Source organism: Lysinibacillus sp. NPDC094403 (assembly GCF_050278745.1).
In the GTDB taxonomy this organism is placed as follows: Bacteria; Bacillota; Bacilli; order Bacillales_A; family Planococcaceae; genus Lysinibacillus.
Genome location: NZ_JBNNTL010000032.1, coordinates 1 through 24,368, shown reverse-complemented (window position 1 = coordinate 24,368; position 24,368 = coordinate 1). Strand labels below are relative to the sequence as shown.

Annotated in this window: 20 protein-coding genes, 6 tRNA genes, 1 rRNA gene and 1 pseudogene; 21 read left to right on the top strand and 7 right to left on the bottom strand. The window is 36.2% G+C overall.

Annotated features, from left to right (window positions below; translation table 11 throughout):
- Positions 1-95, top strand: a 5S ribosomal RNA gene (gene rrf / locus ACQKMV_RS23310); the annotation flags it as partial.
- Between the two features lie 103 nt (positions 96-198).
- On the opposite strand, the gene mbcS is transcribed toward rrf, so the two are convergent.
- Positions 199-1,776, bottom strand: coding sequence for an acyl-CoA synthetase MbcS (gene mbcS, locus ACQKMV_RS23305; RefSeq protein ID WP_427506800.1), 1,578 nt, complete (start codon positions 1,774-1,776; stop codon positions 199-201).
- Positions 1,777-2,046: 270 nt separating this feature from the next.
- Between mbcS and ACQKMV_RS23300 the strand changes: the two genes are divergently transcribed.
- From ACQKMV_RS23300 to glmS, 14 genes are all read left to right on the top strand, one after another.
- Positions 2,047-2,123, top strand: a tRNA-Asn gene (locus ACQKMV_RS23300).
- A gap of 118 nt (positions 2,124-2,241) precedes the next feature.
- Positions 2,242-2,316 (top strand) — tRNA-Glu (locus ACQKMV_RS23295).
- Positions 2,317-2,389: 73 nt separating this feature from the next.
- Positions 2,390-2,465 (top strand) — tRNA-Val (locus ACQKMV_RS23290).
- Positions 2,466-2,479: 14 nt separating this feature from the next.
- Positions 2,480-2,563 (top strand) — tRNA-Tyr (locus ACQKMV_RS23285).
- Between the two features lie 17 nt (positions 2,564-2,580).
- Positions 2,581-2,655: transfer RNA gene (locus tag ACQKMV_RS23280), tRNA-Gln, on the top strand.
- A gap of 14 nt (positions 2,656-2,669) precedes the next feature.
- Positions 2,670-2,742, top strand: a tRNA-Lys gene (locus tag ACQKMV_RS23275).
- 184 nt (positions 2,743-2,926) lie between these two features.
- Positions 2,927-3,832: an arginase gene (gene rocF / locus ACQKMV_RS23270; RefSeq protein ID WP_427506798.1), complete on the top strand. Its 906-nt coding sequence runs from the start codon at positions 2,927-2,929 to the stop codon at positions 3,830-3,832.
- 133 nt (positions 3,833-3,965) lie between these two features.
- Positions 3,966-4,529, top strand: a complete 564-nt coding sequence (gene sigW, locus ACQKMV_RS23265) for an RNA polymerase sigma factor SigW (protein ID WP_370048520.1) — start codon at positions 3,966-3,968, stop codon at positions 4,527-4,529.
- A gap of 13 nt (positions 4,530-4,542) precedes the next feature.
- Positions 4,543-5,169 (top strand): zf-HC2 domain-containing protein, encoded by a 627-nt coding sequence (locus tag ACQKMV_RS23260; protein WP_427506797.1) that lies wholly within the window; start codon positions 4,543-4,545, stop codon positions 5,167-5,169.
- A gap of 149 nt (positions 5,170-5,318) precedes the next feature.
- Complete coding sequence (gene cdaA, locus ACQKMV_RS23255) at positions 5,319-6,155, top strand: diadenylate cyclase CdaA (RefSeq protein ID WP_427506796.1); 837 nt, start codon at positions 5,319-5,321, stop codon at positions 6,153-6,155.
- A complete protein-coding gene (locus ACQKMV_RS23250; RefSeq protein ID WP_427506794.1) occupies positions 6,148-7,224 on the top strand; it encodes a CdaR family protein in 1,077 nt (358 codons plus the stop codon). Before cdaA ends, ACQKMV_RS23250 begins: the two co-directional genes overlap by 8 nt.
- A 748-nt stretch (positions 7,225-7,972) precedes the next feature.
- Positions 7,973-9,325: a phosphoglucosamine mutase gene (glmM, locus tag ACQKMV_RS23245; protein WP_427506793.1), complete on the top strand. Its 1,353-nt coding sequence runs from the start codon at positions 7,973-7,975 to the stop codon at positions 9,323-9,325.
- 200 nt (positions 9,326-9,525) lie between these two features.
- The gene (locus tag ACQKMV_RS23240; protein WP_427506792.1) at positions 9,526-10,047 is read left to right on the top strand and encodes a type 1 glutamine amidotransferase domain-containing protein; all 522 of its coding nucleotides are present in this window, start codon (positions 9,526-9,528) and stop codon (positions 10,045-10,047) included.
- A 785-nt stretch (positions 10,048-10,832) separates the two neighbouring features.
- Positions 10,833-12,635, top strand: coding sequence for a glutamine--fructose-6-phosphate transaminase (isomerizing) (gene glmS / locus ACQKMV_RS23235; protein WP_427506790.1), 1,803 nt, complete (start codon positions 10,833-10,835; stop codon positions 12,633-12,635).
- A 403-nt stretch (positions 12,636-13,038) separates the two neighbouring features.
- On the opposite strand, the gene ACQKMV_RS23230 is transcribed toward glmS, so the two are convergent.
- The 5 genes from ACQKMV_RS23230 to ACQKMV_RS23210 all read right to left on the bottom strand — a co-directional run bounded on the left by ACQKMV_RS23230 (position 13,039) and on the right by ACQKMV_RS23210 (position 17,393).
- On the bottom strand, positions 13,039-13,575 hold the full coding sequence (locus tag ACQKMV_RS23230) for a GrpB family protein (protein ID WP_427506789.1): 537 nt from the start codon (positions 13,573-13,575) through the stop codon (positions 13,039-13,041).
- Positions 13,576-13,818: 243 nt separating this feature from the next.
- The gene (locus tag ACQKMV_RS23225; RefSeq protein ID WP_427506787.1) at positions 13,819-14,163 is read right to left on the bottom strand and encodes a cupin domain-containing protein; all 345 of its coding nucleotides are present in this window, start codon (positions 14,161-14,163) and stop codon (positions 13,819-13,821) included.
- A gap of 221 nt (positions 14,164-14,384) precedes the next feature.
- Complete coding sequence (locus ACQKMV_RS23220) at positions 14,385-15,044, bottom strand: hypothetical protein (RefSeq protein WP_427506786.1); 660 nt, start codon at positions 15,042-15,044, stop codon at positions 14,385-14,387.
- A gap of 597 nt (positions 15,045-15,641) precedes the next feature.
- Entirely contained in the window at positions 15,642-16,529 is an 888-nt protein-coding gene (vanY, locus tag ACQKMV_RS23215) for a VanY-A/VanY-F/VanY-M family D-Ala-D-Ala carboxypeptidase (RefSeq protein ID WP_427506785.1), read from the bottom strand.
- Positions 16,530-16,715: 186 nt separating this feature from the next.
- On the bottom strand, positions 16,716-17,393 hold the full coding sequence (locus tag ACQKMV_RS23210; RefSeq protein ID WP_427506783.1) for a M15 family metallopeptidase: 678 nt from the start codon (positions 17,391-17,393) through the stop codon (positions 16,716-16,718).
- A 645-nt stretch (positions 17,394-18,038) separates the two neighbouring features.
- Here ACQKMV_RS23210 and ACQKMV_RS23205 point away from each other — a divergent pair.
- Together ACQKMV_RS23205 and ACQKMV_RS23200 are read left to right on the top strand one after the other, a co-directional pair.
- Positions 18,039-18,788 carry a TnsA endonuclease N-terminal domain-containing protein gene (locus ACQKMV_RS23205; RefSeq protein ID WP_427506781.1) on the top strand — a complete coding sequence of 250 codons (750 nt, stop codon included), beginning with the start codon at positions 18,039-18,041 and terminating at the stop codon, positions 18,786-18,788.
- 78 nt (positions 18,789-18,866) lie between these two features.
- Positions 18,867-19,040, top strand: coding sequence for a hypothetical protein (locus ACQKMV_RS23200; RefSeq protein ID WP_427506780.1), 174 nt, complete (start codon positions 18,867-18,869; stop codon positions 19,038-19,040).
- A gap of 620 nt (positions 19,041-19,660) precedes the next feature.
- Here ACQKMV_RS23200 and ACQKMV_RS23195 read toward each other — a convergent pair.
- The gene (locus ACQKMV_RS23195) at positions 19,661-19,867 is read right to left on the bottom strand and encodes a transcription initiation factor TFIIIB (protein ID WP_142509673.1); all 207 of its coding nucleotides are present in this window, start codon (positions 19,865-19,867) and stop codon (positions 19,661-19,663) included.
- A gap of 303 nt (positions 19,868-20,170) precedes the next feature.
- Between ACQKMV_RS23195 and ACQKMV_RS23190 the strand changes: the two genes are divergently transcribed.
- The 4 genes and pseudogenes from ACQKMV_RS23190 to ACQKMV_RS23175 form a co-directional block, all read left to right on the top strand.
- Positions 20,171-20,599 carry a HEAT repeat domain-containing protein gene (locus ACQKMV_RS23190; RefSeq protein WP_053481745.1) on the top strand — a complete coding sequence of 143 codons (429 nt, stop codon included), beginning with the start codon at positions 20,171-20,173 and terminating at the stop codon, positions 20,597-20,599.
- 668 nt (positions 20,600-21,267) lie between these two features.
- Entirely contained in the window at positions 21,268-21,504 is a 237-nt protein-coding gene (tlp, locus tag ACQKMV_RS23185) for a small acid-soluble spore protein Tlp (protein WP_427506778.1), read from the top strand.
- Between the two features lie 668 nt (positions 21,505-22,172).
- A complete protein-coding gene (locus ACQKMV_RS23180) occupies positions 22,173-23,612 on the top strand; it encodes an MDR family MFS transporter (protein WP_427506777.1) in 1,440 nt (479 codons plus the stop codon).
- Positions 23,613-23,780: 168 nt separating this feature from the next.
- Positions 23,781-24,089 (top strand): annotated as a pseudogene (locus ACQKMV_RS23175) (sensor histidine kinase); the annotation flags it as partial.
- Between the last annotated feature and the right edge of the window lie 279 nt (positions 24,090-24,368).

Genomic DNA, 24,368 nt, shown 5'->3' with positions numbered 1-24,368 from the left:
GTCACACCCGTTCCCATACCGAACACGGAAGTTAAGCTCTTTAGCGCCGATGGTAGTTGGGGGCTTCCCCCTGTGAGAGTAGGACGTCGCTAGGCGCAAAAAGTCGCTGCTGATAAAATCAGTAGTGGCTTTTTTTATGTTCAAAAGTAGAAGGAGACATTTCAACCGAGTGATTGGTGAAATGTCTCCTTTATTATTTTATACAGTTGCTGCTCGTAACTCTATACGACGAATCTTGCCAGAAGTTGTTTTTGGTAGTTCATCGATAAAGACAATACTACGAGGATATTTATAAGGCGCTGTTAATGCTTTAACGTGCTCCTGTAGTTCTTTTGTTAACTCGTCTTCATCACGATCTCGGAAGCCTTCTCGTAAGATGACATAGGCTTTAACAATATGTCCTCTAATCTCATCTGGTGCTGCGACTACAGCACATTCTTGTACAGCTTCATGTTTATTTAAAGCATCCTCTACCTCAAATGGTCCAATTGTATAACCTGATGAAATAATGATATCGTCTCCTCGACCTTCAAACCAGAAGTAGCCGTCTTCATCGCATTTGGCTTGGTCTCCAGTAATATACCAATCTCCACGGAAGGCAGCTTGTGTACGTTCAGGTTCACGATAGTACTCTTTAAATAGAGCAGGAGATGTTTTGTGTACTGCAATATCTCCAACTTCCCCAATCGGTGCCTCGTTGCCTTCATGATCTATAATGCGGACAATATTGCCTGGTGTAGGAACACCCATTGAACCAGGACGTAACTCAGTACTTTCGAGTGTGCCGATTAATAAAGTATTTTCCGTTTGGCCATAGCCATCGCGCACCTTAAGACCGAAGTTATTCATAAATGCTTCGATGACTGGTCGATTTAATGGTTCACCAGCCGAAACAGCGCTACGTAGAGAAGAAAGATTATAGTCTTTTAAATTATCAATTTTCGCCATAATTCGATATTCCGTTGGAGTACAGCATAATACATTGACCTTTTCATCTTGAAGCAGTTGAAGGTATGTTTTTGCATCGAATCCTCCGTGGTATACAAATGCAGTTGCGCCCAGCATAATAGTCGATAAAAATGGGCTCCAAATCCATTTTTGCCATCCTGGAGCTGCTGTAGCCCAGACTAGATCACCTTCACGTACACCAAGCCATTGAGAAGCTGCTGTTCTAATATGCGCATATCCCCAACCGTGCGAATGAACAGCTCCTTTTGGTTTACCAGTTGTGCCTGATGTATAAGAAAGAAATGCCATATCATCTCTTTTCGTCGCTGCTGCTTTAAATGTATCCGGCTGTGTACTAGCCAATTCATTTAAAGACGTCCAATCACCTGTAGCAGTACCTATAACCAATTTATTATTTAAAGCATCTACTGAAGAAGTAATATGATCTACCTCACTAGTGAACGCTTCATAGGCAATTACTGCCTTTGCAGAAGAGTGCTCCATACGATATTCTAAATCACTTGCACGTAACATTTCTGAACATGAAATTGGAACAATGCCAGCCTTTAGACAGCCAAGGAAGACAAAATAAGCCTCAGGAAGACGTGGAATAATAACTAATACGCGATCTCCTTTTTGAAGCCCCTTCTTCGTAAAGGCATGCGCGTATTGATTCATTTTTTGAACAAGTTCAACATAGGAAATTGTTCGGCGTTCCTGCTGAGTATTTAGCCATTGTATTGCTTGACGATTACTATCTTGAGAGAATTTCTCCAATTCCTCTGTAATATTATAGAATTCTGGTGCAATTAAATCGTTTGTTACCATGTGAACATTCCTCCCCCAAACAAATTTAATAGAAAATTCATAAAACTATTTCCATTTTAACAATTACAATAATATACAGCAAGAATATTTTGTACATAAGATAGAAATATTAGAGTTAATAGAGAACTATTGTGATCATAGTTAGTGCATAGGAATGTTTCGACAGAAAAATATAAAAATTTTCATAAAAAGTATTGCATAATTTATAATGCTTGCTATAATAATAAATGTACTTAAGAGGTTTTAATAAACCGAATTGAATAGTATTGTTCCGAAGTAGCTCAGTTGGTAGTAGCACCTGACTGTTAATCAGGTTGTCGCAGGTTCGAGTCCTGCCTTCGGAGCCATTTTTTTGCCCATTTTTAAGATGATAATATTATACATATAATAAAATTATAAAAAAGTGTTGCATTGAAAAGGAAATAATGTTAATATAAATATTGTCTTCTTTGAGACATTTAAAATGGCCCCTTGGTCAAGTGGTTAAGACACCGCCCTTTCACGGCGGTAACACGGGTTCGAATCCCGTAGGGGTCACCATTTTAAAAGCGTTGTAGTAATGCAAAGGCTTAAAAAGAAAATAAACTGTTAAGAAATGAACACCTGTTTCTATGGAGGATTAGCTCAGCTGGGAGAGCATCTGCCTTACAAGCAGAGGGTCGGCGGTTCGAGCCCGTCATCCTCCACCATAATGTGTTATTTCGGAGGGGTAGCGAAGTGGCTAAACGCGGCGGACTGTAAATCCGCTCCTTAGGGTTCGGCGGTTCGAATCCGTCCCCCTCCACCAGTTTTATTATAAATGATTGGGGTATAGCCAAGCGGTAAGGCAACGGATTTTGATTCCGTCATGCCTAGGTTCGAATCCTAGTACCCCAGCCATTTTTTTCTTATTTGAGCCATTAGCTCAGTTGGTAGAGCATCTGACTTTTAATCAGAGGGTCGAAGGTTCGAGTCCTTCATGGCTCACTTTTTTAGAATAAAACATATTCAAAAGTGCAACATTAACTACAGATACTAATCTCTTACTGAAAACAGTAGGAGATTTTTTTATGCTCTTTTTAAATGTATAAATATACATAAAACTGTTAGGTTGAGCCAAGGTGGATATAGGCTTTACAATAGTCTTACAACTTAAAGGGGGTATGAAAAGATGAATAAACTAAATATTTCTATTATTGGTGTGCCGACTGATTACGGGCAAACTCGCAGAGGGGTAGATATGGGGCCGAGTGCTATCCGTTACGCAGGTGTTGTAGAACGCTTAGAGGCAATTGGTCATGTAGTACATGATCAAGGAGATATACGTGTTAGTCAAAAGCAAGGAGGTGCTATTGTTGATAAACAGCTTCTTAATTTAGAGGAAGTTATCGATGTAAGTACATCCTTAGCGAATAATGTAAATGAAGCTATTGAACAAAAGAAGTTTCCGCTTGTACTTGGTGGCGATCATAGTATTGCTATTGGTACACTTGCAGGACTTGGTGAGCATTATAAAAATTTAGGTGTTATTTGGTTTGATGCGCATGCTGACCTAAACACACCAGAAACGACACCGTCTGGCAATATACATGGTATGCCGTTAGCTGTTAGCATTGGGTTAGGTCATGAACGCTTAGTGAAAATTCGTAATGATGTACCGAAAATTAAACCTGAAAATGTCATTATTATTGGAGCACGTTCCGTAGATCCAGGCGAACGTGAATTAATTAGTCAGCAAGGGATCAAGGTGTATACAATGCACGAGGTAGATCGTCTTGGAATGACGCGTGTAATGGAAGATGCTCTTGCTTATTTAAAAGAGCGCAATGTAGATGGTTTGCATTTATCACTTGATTTAGATGGTCTAGATCCACTTTATACTCCAGGGGTTGGGACACCTGTACCTGGTGGTATTACGTATCGAGAAAGCCATTTGGCAATGGAAATGCTTCAGGAATCAGGTATGCTAACATCTGCTGAATTTGTTGAGGTCAATCCAATTTTAGATGAAAAGAATAGAACAGCTGATGTTGCAGTAGCATTAATGGGTTCTTTATTTGGAGAAACCCTAGTTTAAAGAAATTTGACAAAAAATTGCCTATTGCCACAATGAATAAAAATCTTTTGCTATAATTAATAACAAAATGAAACTTTTCTTATCGATGAGTCGTAAAGTATAAGACAGTTGTAAAGGTGGAGAAAACAACACAATGGATGCGTTAGTAAACAAGAAAATAAAACAAGTGCTTAAAGGCGATCAAAACGCATTTGCAGATATTGTGAGTCTCTATCAGCACAAACTGTACCAAGTATGCTATAGGATGTTGGGGAACAAGCAAGAATCTGAGGATATTGCGCAAGAAGCGTTTGTTCGTGCCTATATGAACTTGCATACTTTTGATCAGAAAAGAAAATTTTCGACGTGGCTTTATCGCATAGCGACAAACCTTTGTATAGATCGAATCCGGAAGAAAAAGCCGGATTACTACTTAGATGCGGAAGTAGCTGGTACAGAAGGGCTTGATATGTATTCGCAAATCGCAGCCGATGACCAGCTACCAGAGGAACAGATAGAGCAAATGGAACTGCAAGATCGCATTCAATATGAGATTGGACGTTTGCCGGATAAATACCGTTCAGTTATAGTATTGAAATATATTGAAGAATTATCATTGCAGGAAATTAGCGAAATTTTAGATATGCCTCTTGGAACGGTGAAAACGAGGATTCACCGCGGACGTGAAGCATTACGTAAGCAATTAAACAATCTGTAGGAGGGGAAGCGTCATGAATACTTGTCCAGAGCATATTATAGACTATATCCATGATTATTTAGATGGTGACATTAGTCGTGAGCATGAGCAAGAGTTAAAAAGACATTTGCATACATGCAGTGATTGTAAACAAATGATGCAGGAATTGAGTGAAACAATCGCCTTTGTGAAGAGTGCTTCCCACATTACAGCACCTCTGCATTTTGAAGAAGCCGTGATGGCTCGTTTACCGAAACCCAAAAGTCGTGTAGGCATGCAAAAATGGATTCGCCGGCATCCATTCTTTGTGGCAGCAGCAGTTTTTTGTTTATTCATGAGTGCCACTTTACTTGGTAGTTTCATGGATGACCAACATTTCTCCGTAACCAAACAACCAAATCTAGTTGTTGAAGGTCAAACGGTTATTGTGCCGAAGGGAGAAGTTGTAAAAGGCGACATTGTTGTTAAAAACGGTGATTTAATTGTTGAGGGTGAAGTGGATGGCAATGTCACTGTTATTAATGGACAGTATATGGCCTCTTCGGCGGTTGTTTCAGGGAAAATAGAAGAAATTGACGAAGTATTCGAATGGCTTTGGTATACGATTAAAAATTCAGTGAAATCTGCTGTAACATTCGAGGACAAACAAGCAACTAAATAACACTCTATACGTCCTAATAGATAGTGCACGTGAGAGGCTGAAAGGTCTACTCTTTTGAGTAGACTTTTTATTTGAAAAAAGTTACATTTGTTAAGAATGTGCTATACTTAAATGTGTATGGATTCGCAATGAAAAGTGGGGGATGCCACGTGCAGATTATCGAACATTTCGCTAATTTAACACCTGTGAATATTCTTATTAACTTATTAGATGTACTGCTCGTATGGTACGTTGTTTATAAAATTTTAACCCTCATTAAAGGTACGAAGGCTGTCCAATTATTAAAAGGAATTTTCGTAATTATTATTGCGCGCCTTGCTACAGAATTTTTGGGGTTAGAAACGTTAGGGTGGATGTTACAACAAGTTATCGATTTCGGTTTCTTGGCGATTATTATCATTTTCCAACCTGAAATTAGGCGCGGTCTTGAACAAATTGGTAGAGGGAAGTTATTCCAACGTTCAATTAATCAAGTTGAGGAAGAACAAACAAGGCTAATTGAGGCGATGAAGAAATCTGTTAGTTATATGGCCAAACGTCGTATAGGGGCGTTAATTTCTATTGAAAAAGAAACTGGTCTAAATGAATATATCGAAACTGGCATAGGACTAAATGCTGAGATTTCATCGGAGTTACTTATCAATATTTTTATACCTAATACACCGCTTCATGATGGAGCAGTAATTATGCAAAAAGATAAAATATCGGCAGCGGCCTGTTATTTACCGCTTTCTGAGAGTCCGTTTATCTCTAAGGAGCTTGGGACGCGCCACCGAGCTGCACTCGGCTTAAGTGAAGTGACAGATGCCATTACTATTGTCGTATCAGAAGAAACCGGTGCCATTAGTCTTACAATGAATGGTAATCTACATCGAAATCTTTCTCTAGAGGAATTCGAAGGACTGTTACGTAAAATGTGGTTCGGATTAGCACAGGAGTCAGATGCAGCCTCTAAGTTAACTTGGAGGGGGAAAAAGAATGGATAAAATGATGGATAGCCCTTGGGTGTTACGAATCGTCGCACTATTTCTAGCCTTATTGTTATTTTTCTCCGTTCGTACCGAATTATCTCCTAAAAATAAATCGATAATGAGTGAGCAAACAGTAGTAATTCGCGATGTACCAGTAGATGTTTTTTATGACGATAAGAACCTTATTGTAACAGGGATACCAAAGACGGTGAACGTTACGATAAAAGGTCCAACGCCACTCGCTTTAAAAGCTCAAACTTCGAGAGATTTTTCTATATTTGCGGATTTGAGTAAATTACTCATAGGTGAGCATAATGTTAGACTACAATACGAAAATATTTCGGATAAGTTGCAAGTTACATTAGACCCAGCAACTGTAAAGGTAAACATTGAGGAAAAGGTCACGCAGGAGTTTCGTGTTGACCCTGAGCTAAATACTCGTTTAATTGAAGAAGGATATATTTTAAATGGCATGACTGCTAATCCAGCTACGGTGTATGTTACAGGTGCCAAAAGTGCAATTAAAAACATTAGCTATGTAAAAGCTACTGTAACGGGTGAACAAGGCTTGAAAGAACCGTTCTCACAAGTAGCGGCGGTTAAAGTATTAGATCGTGATTTAAATAAGTTAGATGTAACGATTGAACCGGCAACGGTGAAGGTACAAGTAGATATTGGACCTTACAGTAGAGAGCTGCCTGTTGTGCTTAAGGAAATAGGGAAAGCGGCGAATGGTATTACCGTCAACCAATTAACAATTAGTCCTACAAAGGTGAGAGTATACGGTAAAAAATCTATCATAGATGCTCTAACTGCAATACCGTTAGAGGTTGATTTATCAAAAATTACAGAATCAAAAACTTATGAATTTGAAGTGAAATTGCCAGAAGGTGTGACAAAAATATCTGATTCGAAAATTAAGGTGAAAGCAGATACTACGATGGTAGAGCAGGAAAAAACAACAACAACAACTACTACTCCTGGTCTTACACCTACTCCTTCGCCCCATACAGGGGACTCTGACACTTCTTCTGATAACAACACACCGCCTACTGAGAAAACAGAAGATAATATTGATTCTTAAACAAGAACTGACTATAATTTTATTTTGATTCAGTAGAGATTTCGTTCTCTATCGGTAAGGGTATTCATTTTCGGATTTAACTTCTTTCAGCAAAAGTCTCCCACCTCTATAGGTGGTAAGATGAATGCGGGTTTAAGCTACTTTTCAGAGGGTGTACAAACATCCGCTGAAATAGAGGAACTCAGTCTAAGAACGCCACGTCCTGTGGCAACGACTGAGTGGCCAACATCATGCTGCTGCCGCTGCGTTAGCACTACGCTTTCGCGCAAAAAACATCATGTTGGCCCAAAGCCTCCGGCGGATGTCACAGAAATCGGAAAGGAGTTCTTAGAGGATGTTAGCCTAAAACCATCGCATCCATGCGATAACGGCTAACTGACCTGCATCAGTGCTGTGTTGCTGTCGCTGCGCTTTCGCACAGAAAACATTTGTTGCTGTCGCTGCGTTAGCACTACGCTTTCGCACAAGAAACATTTGCAGGCCTAAGCACAAAGCCGATTCCGGACACAATTATGCCGAGGCATAATTGATAACATTAACGAAAAAAAGTTGCTCAGGCTAAAATCAAAATACCCTATGCTTTATCTGTGCAGATATACAAGCCAAGATAAATTACATAGGGGCATAATTACTAGTTACCAATGAATGAACGAAAATTGACTTTTCCAAAAGTAAGCAGACGAGAGGTTTAGTTGTCAGTGTAGACAAGCGTGATCACCGTCTTGCATTGAAGGAGAGAATAATTAAAATGGGTAAATATTTTGGAACAGATGGCGTTCGTGGCGTCGCGAATAGTGAATTAACACCGGAGTTTGCATTTAAGCTTGGCCGCGTAGGTGGCTACGTTTTAACAAAAGATGCAACTGACCGTCCAAAGGTTTTAATCGGTCGTGACACACGTATTTCAGGTGAAATGCTTGAAGGTGCACTTGTAGCTGGTCTTTTATCAATCGGCGTAGAGGTAATGCGTCTTGGTGTTATTTCTACACCAGGTGTGGCTTATCTTACTCGAATTATGAGCGCAAATGCAGGCGTTATGATTTCAGCTTCACATAACCCAGTTGCTGACAATGGTATTAAATTTTTCGGTCCTGATGGCTTTAAGCTAACAGATGCGCAAGAAGCCGAAATCGAAGCAATATTAGATGCTCAAGAAGATACATTGCCACGTCCAATCGGGGCAGATTTAGGTTCAGTAAGCGACTACTTCGAGGGTGGACAAAAATATATTCAATACTTAAAACAAACAGTGACTGAAGAATTTGAGGGCATTCATGTTGCATTAGATTGTGCACATGGCGCTACTTCTTCACTAGCGACACACTTATTTGCAGATTTAGAAGCAGATATCTCAACGATGGGTGCTTCACCAACAGGTTTAAATATTAATGCCGGTGTCGGTTCAACACATCCAGAAGGATTAGCTAAATTTATCACAGAAAAGGGTGCTGATGTTGGTTTAGCATTCGATGGCGATGGTGACCGTTTAATCGCAGTAGATGAAAACGGTAAAATTGTTGACGGTGATCAAATTATGTTCATCATCGGTAAGCACTTAAATGCAGTTGGTCGCTTGAAAAAGCAAACAATCGTTTCGACGGTAATGAGTAATATGGGCTTCTACAAAGCTGTTGAAGATAACGATATGCATAGTGTACAAACAGCTGTAGGTGATCGTTATGTCGTGGAAGAAATGCGTGCTAATGATTATAATCTAGGTGGCGAGCAATCTGGTCATATTGTTTTCCTAGACTTTAACACAACTGGTGATGGCTTATTAACAGGTATTCAGCTTGTCAACATTATGAAAGCTACAGGTAAAAAACTATCAGAGCTTGCTTCTGAAATGAAAATTTTCCCGCAGCGTTTAGTCAACGTACGTGTAACAGACAAGCATGCTGTGACGGAAAATGAAAAAGTTGCTGCAGTGATTGCTAATGTAGAAGAAGATATGGCTGGTAACGGTCGCGTGTTAGTGCGTCCTTCAGGTACTGAACCACTTGTACGAGTAATGGTGGAAGCGGCTACAGAGGAAGACTGCGAACGTTACGTAGAGCGTATAGCAGATGTTGTCCGTGCTGAAATGGGCTTAACAGAATAATTAGTTTATAAACTCGATTTCCTTAGAAAGGAGGTCGGGTTTTTTTATTAGGCACAAGAAAGTGACGGATAGAAAAGCAAAAATGGTGGATAGAACGCCTTTGTACTTCAAGCATTGAAAGCTCACCGACGAAATGAATGTTTTCGAAGTGAATGGGAACAGTAGTAAAGAGTCACAATTACAAGGGGTGTTATATTTCAATGGCTAAAATTGCTACAGTGATTACTAATATGTTTGAGGATGCTGAATATACGAGTCCTAAAGGAGCATTAGAAGCGGCAGGTCATGAACTAATTATGATTGATACGACAGCTGGCATTGAGGTAGAAGGCAAGCATGGAGAGAAAGTAAAAATTGATAAAGGGATCGATGAGGTGACGTCTTCAGAATTTGATGCATTGTTCATCCCTGGTGGTTTTTCTCCTGATATATTACGCGTAGACGATCGTGTTGTGGCATTTGTAAAGGAATTTATGGACAACATGAAGCCAACCTTTGCTATTTGTCATGGTCCTCAGCTACTCATTACAGCAAAAACATTAAATGGTCGTGATGCAACTGGCTACAAATCGATTCGAGTAGATTTAGAAAATGCAGGTGCGATATTCCATGACGAGGAAGTATTTGTTTGCCAAAAACAATTAGTAACAAGTCGAACACCGGAGGATCTACCAGCATTTAATCGAGAAATTGTAAAATTATTGGAGAGTAAAGAAGGCTAAGCTTAAAAGGCACAAGTGAATTTACCTGTGCCTTTTAACTTTTAAAAGTGTTAAATCCAATTACAACAATCCTACTTTTTTTTCAACGCTATAATAGCATTGGTAATTTGCCCAAGTCCGATACCGATGATAATGCCAACACCAGCACCCGGATTTTTATCTCCACCTCTGTCCATAACAGAAAAGATTTGTTGCTTATCTAAGGGAGAAAGCATCATATTTTTAATAAGAATTTCTAGATATTCCTTTATAGCAGATTATTTGTCTACATCTTGTCATTAAGAAGTAGGATAAATAGGTGTTTTTTATAACGAAAATTTGACGTATAGCATATGATTGAGTATTATGGAGAAGTTGAATATGAGGTCCGACCTTATTATTTAACGAGCGCATAAGGAGGGAAGAGAGCGCAAAATCGGAAAACAATTATAGCGCCTGAGCTGAAGAAATTGGACGAAACTATCTTCAGCAGACGAGGTGGAGGTTTATCGAAAATTCGGCGGATGCCTCCCAATCGACATACCCGATTGTCATTTTTCATTTTGAAAGCATTTGAGCGATTGAATGTACAGAAGATGGAGAAGGTATAGTAAAAGCAATTGATAAATAGAGAAATCTCACGTATCGAATGGTTGCTATTCAGATGGCTGAATGAGTGTTAACAATGTGCATGTATTGCATCCTAATTTTAATTAGCAGAGCATTTACATTCACAAAAAAATTCGATAGGTTGAGGTCTAGTTTGTCATTGCGTCAAATTGACGATATCGGAGGACAAGAAATTTATGTGTGGAATTGTAGGATATATTGGTGAATCAGATGCAAAGGAAATCTTATTAAAAGGTTTAGAGAAACTAGAGTACCGTGGTTATGACTCAGCGGGTATTGCAGTTCGTAACGAAGATGGTGTAACAGTCTTCAAAGAAAAGGGACGTATTGCAGATTTACGTGAGGCAGTGGACGAAGACGTTGCTGCAAAAGTTGGTATTGGTCATACACGCTGGGCAACTCATGGTGTGCCAAACCGTTTGAATGCACACCCTCATCAAAGTGCATCAGGACGTTTTACGCTAGTACACAACGGAGTTATAGAAAACTATCATTTATTACAAAAAACTTATTTAAAAGGTATTCCGATGAAATCTGATACAGATACAGAGGTCATCGTGCAATTAGTAGAGCTATTTGTGAAAGAAGGTTTAAGCACGGCTGAGGCATTCCGTAAAACTTTATCTTTATTACACGGCTCTTACGCATTAGCTCTTTTAGATGCAGAAGCGGCTGATACAATTTACGTTGCGAAAAACAAATCTCCACTTTTAGTAGGTGTTGGTGAAGGCTTCAATGTTGTTGCTTCAGATGCGATGGCAATGCTACAGGTAACAGATCAATATGTGGAGCTACACGATAAAGAGGTCGTAATCGTACACACAGCTAGCGTTGAAATTACAAAGTTAGATGGTTCAATAGTAGAGCGTGCACCATATACAGCAGAGCTTGATATGAGCGATATTGAAAAAGGTACTTACCCTCACTATATGTTAAAAGAAATGGATGAGCAGCCGACAGTTATTCGTAAAATCATTCAAGCATACGAAGGTGAGAATGGCGAATTAACAATTGATGCTGATATTTTAGAAGCATTACGAGCAGCAGACCGTCTATATATTATTGCTGCCGGAACAAGCTATCATGCAGGTCTAATCGGTAAGCAATACTTTGAGAAAATGGCCGGTATCCCAGTGGAAGTTCATATTTCAAGTGAGTTCGGCTACAATATACCATTGCTTTCAGAAAAACCATTGTTTATCTTTATTACACAATCAGGTGAAACAGCAGATAGCCGTCAAGTACTTGTGAAAATTAAAGAGCTTGGCTATCCAACATTAACAATTACAAACGTACCTGGTTCTACACTTTCACGTGAGGCGGATCATACACTGTTATTACATGCAGGCCCAGAAATTGCAGTAGCTTCTACAAAAGCGTATGTAGCGCAAGTAGCTGTACTTGCTCTAACAGCGTATGTAACGGCGAAGGCTAATGGCAAAGGCTTAGAATTCGATTTAAAACAAGAGCTTGCGATTGCGGCAAACGGCATCCAAACAATTATCGATTCAAAAGATGTTTTAGAGGATATCGCTGAGGACTACTTGAAAATCGCACGCAACGCATTCTTCATCGGCCGTAACATGGACTTCTATGTAAGTCTTGAGGGTGCCTTGAAGCTAAAAGAAATCTCTTACATCCAAGCAGAAGGCTTCGCAGGTGGCGAGCTAAAACACGGAACAATTGCCTTAATCGAAGAAGGTACACCAGTGTTTGCTCTTGTTACACAAGAAGCAGTAGCATTAAATATCCGTGGTAACGTTAAAGAGGTAGCTGCACGTGGAGCATACCCATGCATTATTGCAATGGCAGGCGTAGATGAAGACGGTGACCGTTTAGTAATCCCTCAAGTTCATGAGTTACTAACACCACTTGTATCTGTAGTGCCATTACAGTTAATTAGTTACTACGCAGCACTACACCGTCGCTGTGATGTGGATAAACCACGTAACTTGGCTAAATCGGTGACTGTGGAATAAGGTTTTGGATGTTTTTTAGAAGTTGTTGTCCATGTACAACTTAGTTATACCCTGCCCAACTTAGTCGTACCCGGTACAACTCAATCGTACCCCATACAACTCAGTTGTACCCTGGGTATCTGTACACAACTTAGTCGTGATGCAAGAAACATTTGTAAAAATCAAAAGAGGTTTATTAACTGTTACTCAACAGTAAGTAAACCTCTTTTCATTATTGCAATTTACAAGTATAGCTTTAGAATAAAGATTGATCAAAATGGAGTTAATCTTTCTAACTAAGTATGAGATTTATAAAAAAGTTTGATCAATTAAATGAGCCTTATTAAACTAAAGCACCCCGTTACTTTAAGTACACACTTTCACAATCTTTGATACATAAATAATAATGTGCAATAAATTTACTCTAGTATACTGATTTTTCGGGGTTGTATTTGTCAGCATATGCTTCTTTTGCTTTTTCTGTATATTTTAAAATAAAATCAGATTTAGCATCTGTATATCCATCTCGGTCATGTTCATATTTTTCTATAAGTCCAAATTTAAGTTTACCATATTCTTTAGCAACTACTTCATGTTCAATAAGGTAGTCTCTAAAGTACAATTCATTCCAGTTGTAGTAGTAGCCAACATGTAGATGATACACCTTTTCTGCAAATCCTTCTTTTGTATATCCTTTATTAAATGTCATTTTCATGCATGGATTACTTTGGGATGACATCAATAACCAACCATTATGTAGTAAAGTATTTGTTAATTGTTCAATATTGCTTCCCTTATCTATTTCCACTAAAATATCGACTATTGGCTTGGCAATTAGTCCTTCGACAGCTGTACTTCCTATATGACTAATGCGCATAATATTTTTTTCATTAAGACAACTTAAAATTTTCCTTTTTTCAATTTCATACCAATCTTTATACTCTGTCTTATGTTCTTTCAAAATGATGGGGAATAACTCCCACAATTCTTCTAGCGTCATTTCTGCAATTCTTTACCTTTACCCATGTATAGTATCTCTCCTTTACATATAATATCTATTTCTCATTTTACTACGAATGTAACTAATAATCTTGTTGAACAATACTGCGCCGTTAGCTCAATAAGAAAAGCTGCCTTTGACTTCGGCAGCTTGATCTTAAACTCTTAAACCCGTTACTTGAAAAGCACCATTGATTGAATATACTTAACTGTTGCTCCCTTTAATATCATTACTTGTCTTTTCAAAACACAGATTAACTGTCCTTTCGTTTGAACGAGTCCGATGCATTGTATTGGCAGGTACAGTAAATATTTCTCCAGGTTTCAATGAAACTGTTTCAGTGTTTTCTAAGTCTATGAAAAGTTCACCTTCTAATACATAAAATAACTCATCGCAATTCTCGTGTTTATGCCAGTGAAATTCTCCATTTATCACAGCTATCCTAAGAGCGTGATCATTTACTTCACTTAAAATAAAATTTGTGTAGTCACTTTGGTCTTTTATTAATTCATTTAGGTTGTATACCTTTAATTGACCATTTTTCTGCATTCTCATTCTCCTTACCTAATCTAATCCTCTTTAATGACTAAATTCGACAATAGAACTAAAATTCCTTTTTCTTCTTCAACTATTCTGCCCCGTTAGTTCAATAAGAGGTTAGATGAAAAAGGACTTACTTTTAACAGTAAGTCCTTTGTGTATCTTATAAGAATATCTCGTCACAACTTAAGAATTTTATCATGTATATCTAGGGTTTACGTAGTACATCATTATCCCTGATCTTGACCTTCATCTAAACTAAATTCAGTTACTTTCTTAAGGTCTTTATTTACATTAACTAAACATGTTTTTCCTCCATCATATTTAAAATAAAAATGATAGTACCAATCCTCTTTTGAATCTTTAGCTGCATTTACTTCTTTACTTTGTTCTTCTGAAAATTCATAGCTTTTACCATCTAATATGTTATTCTCTTTAACAAAGTTAGTTGCTAAATTTTTAGCTTCATCATAAGAAAAATCCTTATAATTTTGATTTTTAGCTTCTCCTGGATGATACTGTAGACTTACTATCTTATTAGTTTCAGCGTCTAATACTGCAGTATATTGAATAGCTGTATTTCCATTTATAAATTCACTATTTTTATTACTCCATCCTGCAATATAAAATTTGTGTCCGTCTATCTCAAAAAACTCATTGTTTCTTTCATAAAAGTTTTTAGTATCTATTGTTTCATTAAAATTCTTTTGAAAAGCATTAAGTGCTACTTCTTTAAGTTTATTTTCTTTGTAACTGTCTTGTTCAACAGCCTGTTCAGTCATTACTGTATTCTTTGGCACTATATTATTTGATGCATGTGCAATAGCTGTAACACCTCCAGTACTCAATATCCCAACTAACGCTAATCCCAATATTTTCGTTGATTTCATAATATTTTTCCTCCTGTAATCGCAAGTTTTAAATTTGTTTTACTTCCTTGCTATAACTGAAGTATAGTAGATAAATCTTAAGAATCTCTTATTATAACTCTTAAGAAAATATAAATATTATTAGTAGCAAAATGAGAAGCGAATCATTAAGCTTATGTGCATTAACTATTCAACTTAACCCCTTGTTCAACTAAACTGCCCCGTTAGCCATCCATGGTGCAAAAATCAGCACTTCACTACAGAAAATGAAAGATGATTAAGTTCTTTCATGGGAGTTGAGTAAAAAATAAGATCTGTCTAAACAGCTCAATATTCTTCAAGTAAAGCACCCGGTAGTTTAAGCGTAATTGTTCACAATCTATTCAACAAGCAGTATGTCTTTATTTAATTTAGCAAATAAATCATAGGTAGATATAGTTTTAACAACAGATTCGAGATAAAATCGTGGTTTCCCAGTTCCTCCGAAATTAATCGAGTTAAACTTGAACAGAATGATTTTGAATAAAGCATACACATACAAGGCAAATAGTGCTTGTACCATAATACCGTCCATCAATTTCATTCAGTTCATTCCTCATCCCCACCTTCCTTGAGTTTCTACACGTTATCAGGAAAAACTGTCACAATCACACCATCCATATTATTGCCCGATACCTCATAACGAAGATCGGCTGGCACATTAATAGTGGTATTTTCTGTAATAGGATAATAAAAGACCTCATAATTTTGACCATTTACAGTAGCAGAAATATGTTTATGTTCTTTTAGATAGTCTAAATATTCCTCTAGAACAAAATTCATTTCTTTCATAATCGCACTATGTGGTAAACCGACATAGCGGATATGCCATGGTTCATTCATAATTCCAGTTATGTCCGTTTTATCCTCTGGATAACGTAGAGTAAACCCGTATTTCCAAGCGTTTTCTGCAATCCACTCTCCCTCAGGTGCTACCTCCATCTTCCCTTGGGTACTTCCCACATCAAGCGATAAACCTAAATTGTGTTCGCTGTAACCTGCTGGCAAGGCACGAATGGAGCCCATTTCTTTATAAAGCTTATTTTGCTCATCAAATCCTCGAAAACCACTCGTTATTAAGAAACTAGAAACTCCATCTTCTTCCGCATCAAGAACCATATCTGAAAATTTACTTGCTATATCTTCTGATAAATATGTTTCGCTATTAAACACTCTGTATCCTTTTACCAATTCTTTGCGAGAATTTATATTGATGACATCTGATTTTATACTTTCATTGTGAACTGGGTGCTTACTGTTGACCAAAAGTAAATTTCCTTGATAAATTTGTTCTACTGGAATTTCTACTTTTTTTATATTTCCAGAAGACAACTTACCCTCTACAATACCATTCTCATTATAGGCATTTACGATTACACCTTTTTCACCTTGGAAGAACGGTACTATCTTAAAGACTGTTACACCCAAACAAATTGCAAAAATTAATAAAAAGCCCAACTTTTTCATTCTTAACTTCTCCCTTATTCTTCTTTACTTAAAAGATTAATCACCTAGTTGACGGACATGCCCGGCACACAAAAAGGGCCCCCTTTCTTCAATAGGGGCCCACTAAATTAATTTCTCCCACACATATTATTGGAGGAATTTTACTTTTTAAGATACTCATTGTTATTCTCTCTCTGCTCAAAGATGCTACTCATAGTATTCTTCTAATGTTAACCCTGCATTGTATAACTCAGTGGCTAAATTTACCCCAACATAACGAATATGCCATGGTTCATATTTATAACCGGTAATATTATCTTTGTCTTTTGGAAAGCGAATGATATATCCATATTTATGGGCGTTATCTTCAAGCCATGCTGCCTCTTCTGTATTCGCGAAACAGTCATCTGCTGCACAAGATCCATCAGATCCACTAACGTCAATTGCTAATCCTGATTGATGTTCGCTTGTTCCAGGAACAGCACTATATGTTTTTGCTTTTTCGATTCCATCTCTTTCAACATAATTATTAAATAGTGTTGTTTGAGTTTGAGAAGAACGATAGGCTGAAACACCTGCTAGATGAATATTCTGCTGATTCGCCGCATTGAACATTTTTTCGAGATACTTCGCTGCTTCTTCTCTCATCATTCTTTTTTCTATTTTTTCATCAAATATAAATGGAACATTTGGATAAACGAGATCTTTCGGTTCATAACCTTCCGGAAAAGCATATTTTTTGTTGACAAGAACGGTTATACTTTCAGGATCAGCGACAGTGAGGAATTCATGTTGTATTTGTTGTTTGTTTTGTTTATTTCCGAAACAGCCAGAAACAATTAGAATCATCATGAGTAGTGCAATTGTGACTATTTTTTTTATCATATTTATATACCTCTTCTTATATTAGTAGTAAGAGCTCTTTCCGATAGAATTTCCAATTGATCCAGATAACTGGGGGGATCTGTTGTATTTCCTATAGGAGATAGTCGCCTTTTGGCTCCCTCGCTCTTTTTATGTTTTACCTGTTTGATATCATTCCAATATCTGTAAAAAATAAGTGTTTTTAGTAATGTTTTTTCTACATATTATCTTCCTTTCATCAAGATATTATTAATTATAAAAAAAAAATATTAATAAAAACTTAGGAGATTTCTTAAGATTTAATGAAATTAAAGGGAGGTAATTTATAACAAGGATAATGAGGAGGAAAATTCTTGACTGGATGTTTTACATCATCAGGTAGCTTAGAAAGATTATGTTCAATTACTTTTTTCGAATATATTCACTATCTTCTTGATTCCATTGTTTTGTTATTAGCATAATTCCCCTCCTAATAGTTGCTGAATTAATATTTATTACTTTTACTTGTTCAACTATCCTGCTCCGTTAGTTCAATAAAGAAAAAAGAGCTGTATATATAAACCGTGATGAGTTGCGATTACAGTTAATCTTTGTAATGAGCAAAGTTTGTAAATTAACTGAATATTTGATATTAATAATAAAAAGGTGTCGATTGGTGGTGAATTTTTGTCGATTAATAAATATACTTGGACAGAAGAAAAAATAGAAAAATTCTATAAAGAAGGAAGAGGTTCAGGAGAGTTAAATCATTATATCCCTTGGATTAAAACTCACGAAATACAAAGTAAAGGGCGAGTACACCGACCTTTGGGCTGGAAAACAAATAGAATTCATCATTTATTATCTGATTTAGAACTTTCTTATTTTTATTATTTAGAATGGAGTCAGAAGGTAATCGATATAAGAGAGCAATTCCCATTAAAGCGTGAAAGAACTATGGAAATTGCATCAAATAAAGGTATTAAACACCCATTTGAAAATAAAACCCAAACAAATATTGTAATGACTACAGATTTTTTAATTACAACACGCATTGAAAATGAAATTGTCTATTTAGCTCGGTCTATAAAACCTAGTAGTGAATTAGAAGATCCACGTGTTATAGAAAAATTGGAGTTAGAAAGACAATATTGGGCAGATAATGATATAGAATGGTGTCTTATAGATGAGAAAGTAATGTCACAGCAATTTGTGAAGAATATGGACTATATTCATGAATATTATTATCTAAAAGAAAGAAATGAAGAAAAAAACAGCTTATATTTTCTTGAATATTTAGCTAATGAAAAACTATTAAATCCACAACAACTGTTAGTAACATGTTGTAATGAGTTTGATTCCCTATATAATCTTGAGAATGGCTCAGGAATTTATTATTTGAGATATTTATTTGCAAGCAATATATATCAGCGATGAATATGGAAAATACTATTCAACCATTCAAAATAAATATGACTGAAATTATTATAAATAAAGGAGGTATAAGTAGTATTTATGATAATTCTATCGGTTAATGAACTTATTGTGGATATCGATTTGGGTAATACTTACAGAGTCTTATGGATTGATAGTGGTTATGTGATTGCATATGTAATTGATATAAATGATAAAAATGCCCTACCCTTTAGAATGAACATTAAGGAAATCAATGAAAAAGTGGCACGTTAAAAGGTCAACGAATATTATCTTTAAAATAGTCGATAATGGTCGCAAAGAGAGAAAATCAGCACATGATTCCCTAGTTAATAAAGGCTTAATAATAGCTCCTTTCTCTGACAATAAACTATTTTAGGGCGGGATAATATTGATCGGATGGTTTCCATATCCAAAGCATAAATTGTTTGATGAATATCTATATAATAAAAGTAAATAGGGTACGACTAAGTTGTGTGTAGTTTAAACATACTTAAATTTTAGGGTACGATTAAGTTGTATAGTTAATTTTTTAATAACGGAGAAATGGTTGCTTGGAGCGCCTTTAGGGTATGATTAAGTTGTATGAACACAGTTGTTGTCTACGTATAACTTAAACGTGACGCACACAACTTAGTCGTGATGTAAAAACATTTGGAAAATATAAAAATAAATAGTTTAGATTTGTAATAAAGTTGTTGATTAAATTAACGATATTAACCTTTATACGAGAACAAATCTAAAGAGCATGTTTTGAAAAAAGGTTGATCAAAACATGCTCTTATTTAATGTGGCAGATTAAATTCTTTATAAAAAAAGTTTGATTATTTTCGAAACCCTTGTTGTACTAAAGCCCCCCGTTACTTGAAGAACATCTAAAGTGTCCCCTTAAATTTCTCTGGTTTTTCTACATAACTTTCAATTATTAGTCCACATTCAGTACAAATAATATATTCAACATCATACCCAAAGCTTAACTTATTAGATGGATACATAACTGAATAACTACTATGTTGATGACCTTTTCCCAATTCTTTTCCACCGCATTTAGGGCATTCTGTTACTTTTGTAGTATGTTTCATTTGTAAACCTCCACTTTGGTTTTATATAAATATTATTACGATGTCCCTTATGTAATTATGAATGAACAATAATTTGCTTTCATCTTGTTCAACTAAACTGTATCGTTAGTTTAATAAGAAAAGCAAATCTAATAAAGAATAGTACATACTTATGATACGGTTCACCTTAATGTAGTTAGTTTCCATTATATATATATATATCCTTACCAGCGATTCATCGCTATTTTCACCCAGACAACGTATAATAAGAGAAGCAGAAGAAGAATTCATTTTTCCTCTAGTTAAAAAAAGAGGTGCAATTACTTGAAACAGTTTGAAACAGCATTACCTGAGCAGTATGAAACATTAAAAAAACAGGCCAATTATACGTCTAGCTGGCGAGAACGTTTAGACGCAGTCGAAATGTTATCGGCTTATCAACATGACAAAATCATAGATTTATTAAAAAATCGTATGCAGCATGATACTGTCAACAAGGTGCAATTAGCAGCCTATGAAGCACTCGCAGCGTTTGGTGAGGACGTAGAGAAGCCATCACCTGCACGTTTTGATATTATCAAAGGAACAGACAAAATTTTCCTGCGGGTGAAAAAGAGCTTGCCGAAGGACCATACAGTGGCAGACTTTGCGGATAAACTAAAACGTATGCGTTTAGATGTCTTTGATGCGTATGAAGGCGACAAAGGTGTACAGTTTATGAACTGGTTAGAGGAACGTTGGGCAAAACTATAATCAGTAGTTTTGTGATTTATGAAGGAAAGTCATTCTCTCCGCTTGTGGAGGGAATGACTTTTTCTTATCTTACGCTGCGGTTCATGGAAACTAATATTAAATTGTATTACTTCTTTTCTTTGATCATCTATCTTTATTGTTTAATGATAAAACAAACACCTTATTCAACTAACCTGCATCGTTAGTGTAAGTACATTTCTTCACAATGTTATATGGGTGAGGAAATGGGTTCATTCTTTATTTTGCGTATAAAGATGAAAGAGTACCTAGGTATGGGGTATAATGTTTGAAAAATCTAATGTGTACTCATGGTTTTGGATAGCACTTAAAAGGGCAAATATAAAAGCAGAACTGCAATATCTAACAAAAACAAATGAATACATAGAAAAGCATAAATTGTTTGATGAATATCTATATAATAAAATTAACGCTTTAGTAGATTCATACATAGGAAAAGAGATAAGAAAGTTAAAATTTTCATGATGTTTAGGTATTCGCTTCAGCGGCTGGTTGCTTCTAGAGTCTCTTCATGTGGCATGCACACTGTAAACCTTTCTCCAGTGCTTGTCTGCCTAAAAGGCAAAAGTGCTTTTTGGAAAAAATTAGTGTACATATAAACATAAAAAAAATACAAACTAATTTTAATGTCGAAATTTTAGGAGGTTAACATGGCTAATTCAAGACACTCGAAACCAGATGATAGATCTGATAACGTTGAACGAATTCGTGATATCGTTAAGAACACTGAAGAAAAACTTCATGAAGCGGAAATTAGTTTGGAATTTGCAGACCCTATGCAAAGTGAAATGATTAAAGAAAAAAATAAGCGACGTCAAAAGTCAATTGAAGGATTAAAAGAAGAAATGAAAGATGAAATGGCAGCACGTAAAAACGGAGAAGTGTAGAACTGGCTTTCAAAAGATGGTAATTTATTTGATGGTGCAGAGATAAATATCTATCCTTAAGGTTCATTAAGTGTTAGTATAACTGTTAAACCTCTAGCTTCTTTTTCGTGAATGTTTTTGCATAACGTAGAATAGGGTTTCAAGAAATTGTAGTACCCGACCTTTTTGTCACTAAACATTTGTGATGTAGCTTTGTAAAAAAGATTGATCGTTTATAATAAAAATTGATTATTTGTAATAAAGCTTGATAAAAATCACCTCTTTAGTTATTTTTTGAGGTGATTTTTTGATGGATATTTGTGTTAAAATTGATGTTTGTCGTGTGTAGTATTATATAATGAGCAATTATCAGGAAGATTATTATGTAAATGTGCGGCAAGATTTCCATTGGGTTATGACGTTTCAGAAGATACACAGTTATTAGTTTATAAATAATAAAAAATACATAGTTATATATTGAATCAGGCGTATTGATTAGGAAAAAATAGTTTTATTATTGAGTGATAAAAGGATTTTTTTGTTACTATTTGCTATTATATTCTCATTTTAACTGATTGTAGCTCGTAGCAGAAATCAGGGCCTTCAAATTAATTGGTGTGGATAAAAATGGTTAATCAACACACCTGATAATGAATAATTTTAACTGGATAGAAGTAAAGGGGAAAAATATGAGAAATAAAGTTATTTTATCATTAATGTTAATGACATTTCTTTCTGCTGTAGAAGGAACAATAATTAGTACAGCAATCCCCCGTATAACAAGTGATTTGTCAGGCGTCGAACTTGTTAGTTGGGTATATGCAATTTATATGCTGGCCACAGCTGTTTCGACTCCAATATACGGGAAACTGGCTGATTTATTCGGTCGAAAAAAAGTTTTACTCATCGGGGCTACAATATTTTTAGTCGGCTCTGCACTTTGTGGTGTCGTTACATCGATGGAACAGCTCATCGTCTTTCGTGCCCTTCAAGGTCTAGGTGCGGGCGCTATTATGCCAATAACAATGACAATCATTGGTGACTTATATAGCGAAGTGAAAGACCGTGCAAAAGCACAGGGTTGGATTAGTGCTGTTTGGGGTGTCTCTGGTGTTATCGGACCATTAGTTGGCGGATTTTTAGTTGATTCTCTTTCTTGGCGCTACATCTTCTTCTTAAACGTTCCATTTGGAATTATCGCTTGCTTAATGATTGTTATTTATTATAAAGAATCTATTAAGCCTGCTAAGCACCATATCGACTATCTTGGTGCAACAGTCTTCTCATTAAGTACAATCGCTCTACTATACGCGTTATTAACAGGTAGTAGTAAGCACAACTGGGGGGACATTACGATTATTGGCCTCTTAATCTTTGCAGCTGTTTCATTCATTATTTTCTTATTCATTGAGAAGAAATCTCCGGAACCATTAATTCCGCTAGCGCTTTTCTCTAACCGTACATTATCTATTATCAACATACTAACTCTTATTTCTGGTGCAATGCTTATTAGTATTACAATGTATCTTCCAATTTGGAGCCAAGGTGTATTAGGTAAAAATGCGACAGACGCCGGACTCATTTTAATGCCACTTCCTGTTATGTGGACATTTGGCACTATTTTTTCTGGTAAATTAGTTGGTAGCTTAAATACGAAACAAATCATTCTACTTGGAGCTAGTGTTCTTTCAGTTGGTGCCTTTTCATTATTTACATTGTCAACAGATTCACCAGCATTCCTTATTTATGTTGCAGTTGGATTAATCGGCTTAGGAATGGGGCTTGTTACACCTATCTACATGGTAACAATTCAAACAGCTGTTCCAAATCATACGCGCGGAACAGCAATTGGCTTAAACACATTCATCAATACGTTTAGTCAAACATTAGGAGCTGCAGTTTTCGGGGCGATGTTCAATACGATGATTCATGCACGCGGTATTAAAAATCTTGATCTAGTTACTTCTGGTGGACATGAAGGAACTACAGCAAATGTAATAACTGAATCGCAAGAAGCATTAGCTTCAAGTGTACATTTTATTTATGTGGGTACTTTTATATTAGCACTTCTAATTTTAGTAATTGTTTGGTTCTTATTAAAGCCATCCACACAATCTAGTGAACAATAAAAAATAATTACTATAAAAATGGGCTGTGAAGAGATTTTTCTTTATAGCTTATTTTTATTTTTATTTTTATTTAAAGTTGATCAACCCTTTTTATAAAAGCCTCATACATGAAAAAAGCGAAAGGCTTCCTCAATACAATAGGGATTTTTTCAGTGCTCCAAATAAGGGTTGATAGATAATGCGATTAAGTATACGAAAAAGGGAGGGGAAATTTTAATTTCTTGTTCCCAAACCGTTAATTCCGTTTTAATAAAAGTACAGGATAATGGCATCGGTATTGAGGAAGAGAATATACCCAAAATATTTGATCGATTTTTTCAAGTGGATAAATCTCGGACTGAAGAAGCGGGAGCTGGCCTTGGACTTGCTATTGCAAATTGGATTATTGACAAACATCATGGCAAAGTAAAAGTGCAAAGCAAAGTTGGAGCGGGAACATGTTTTGAAATTATTTTTCCAAAGAATCAAAAGCTATAAAGAAAACTTGCAGATAGTCAAGCCTCATGTGAGGGACATGAGGCGTATTTGCATTTAACGCGGGTGTTAAGTTCACCACAATCAAAGCCAAATAGAAAGGGTTAACCGGGCTCAAATGAAGGAAAGATTACATAAACATTAGAAAAGAATCCATTTTGATTTTTTTTCAAAATGGATTCTTTTATTGTATCTTTTGAAAACCCCTTGCTATGCGAGGGGTTCTAAAGAGCTTCTAGCTATGGACAAGAAAAAAACCCCAGCCGTACAATGAATTCAGGT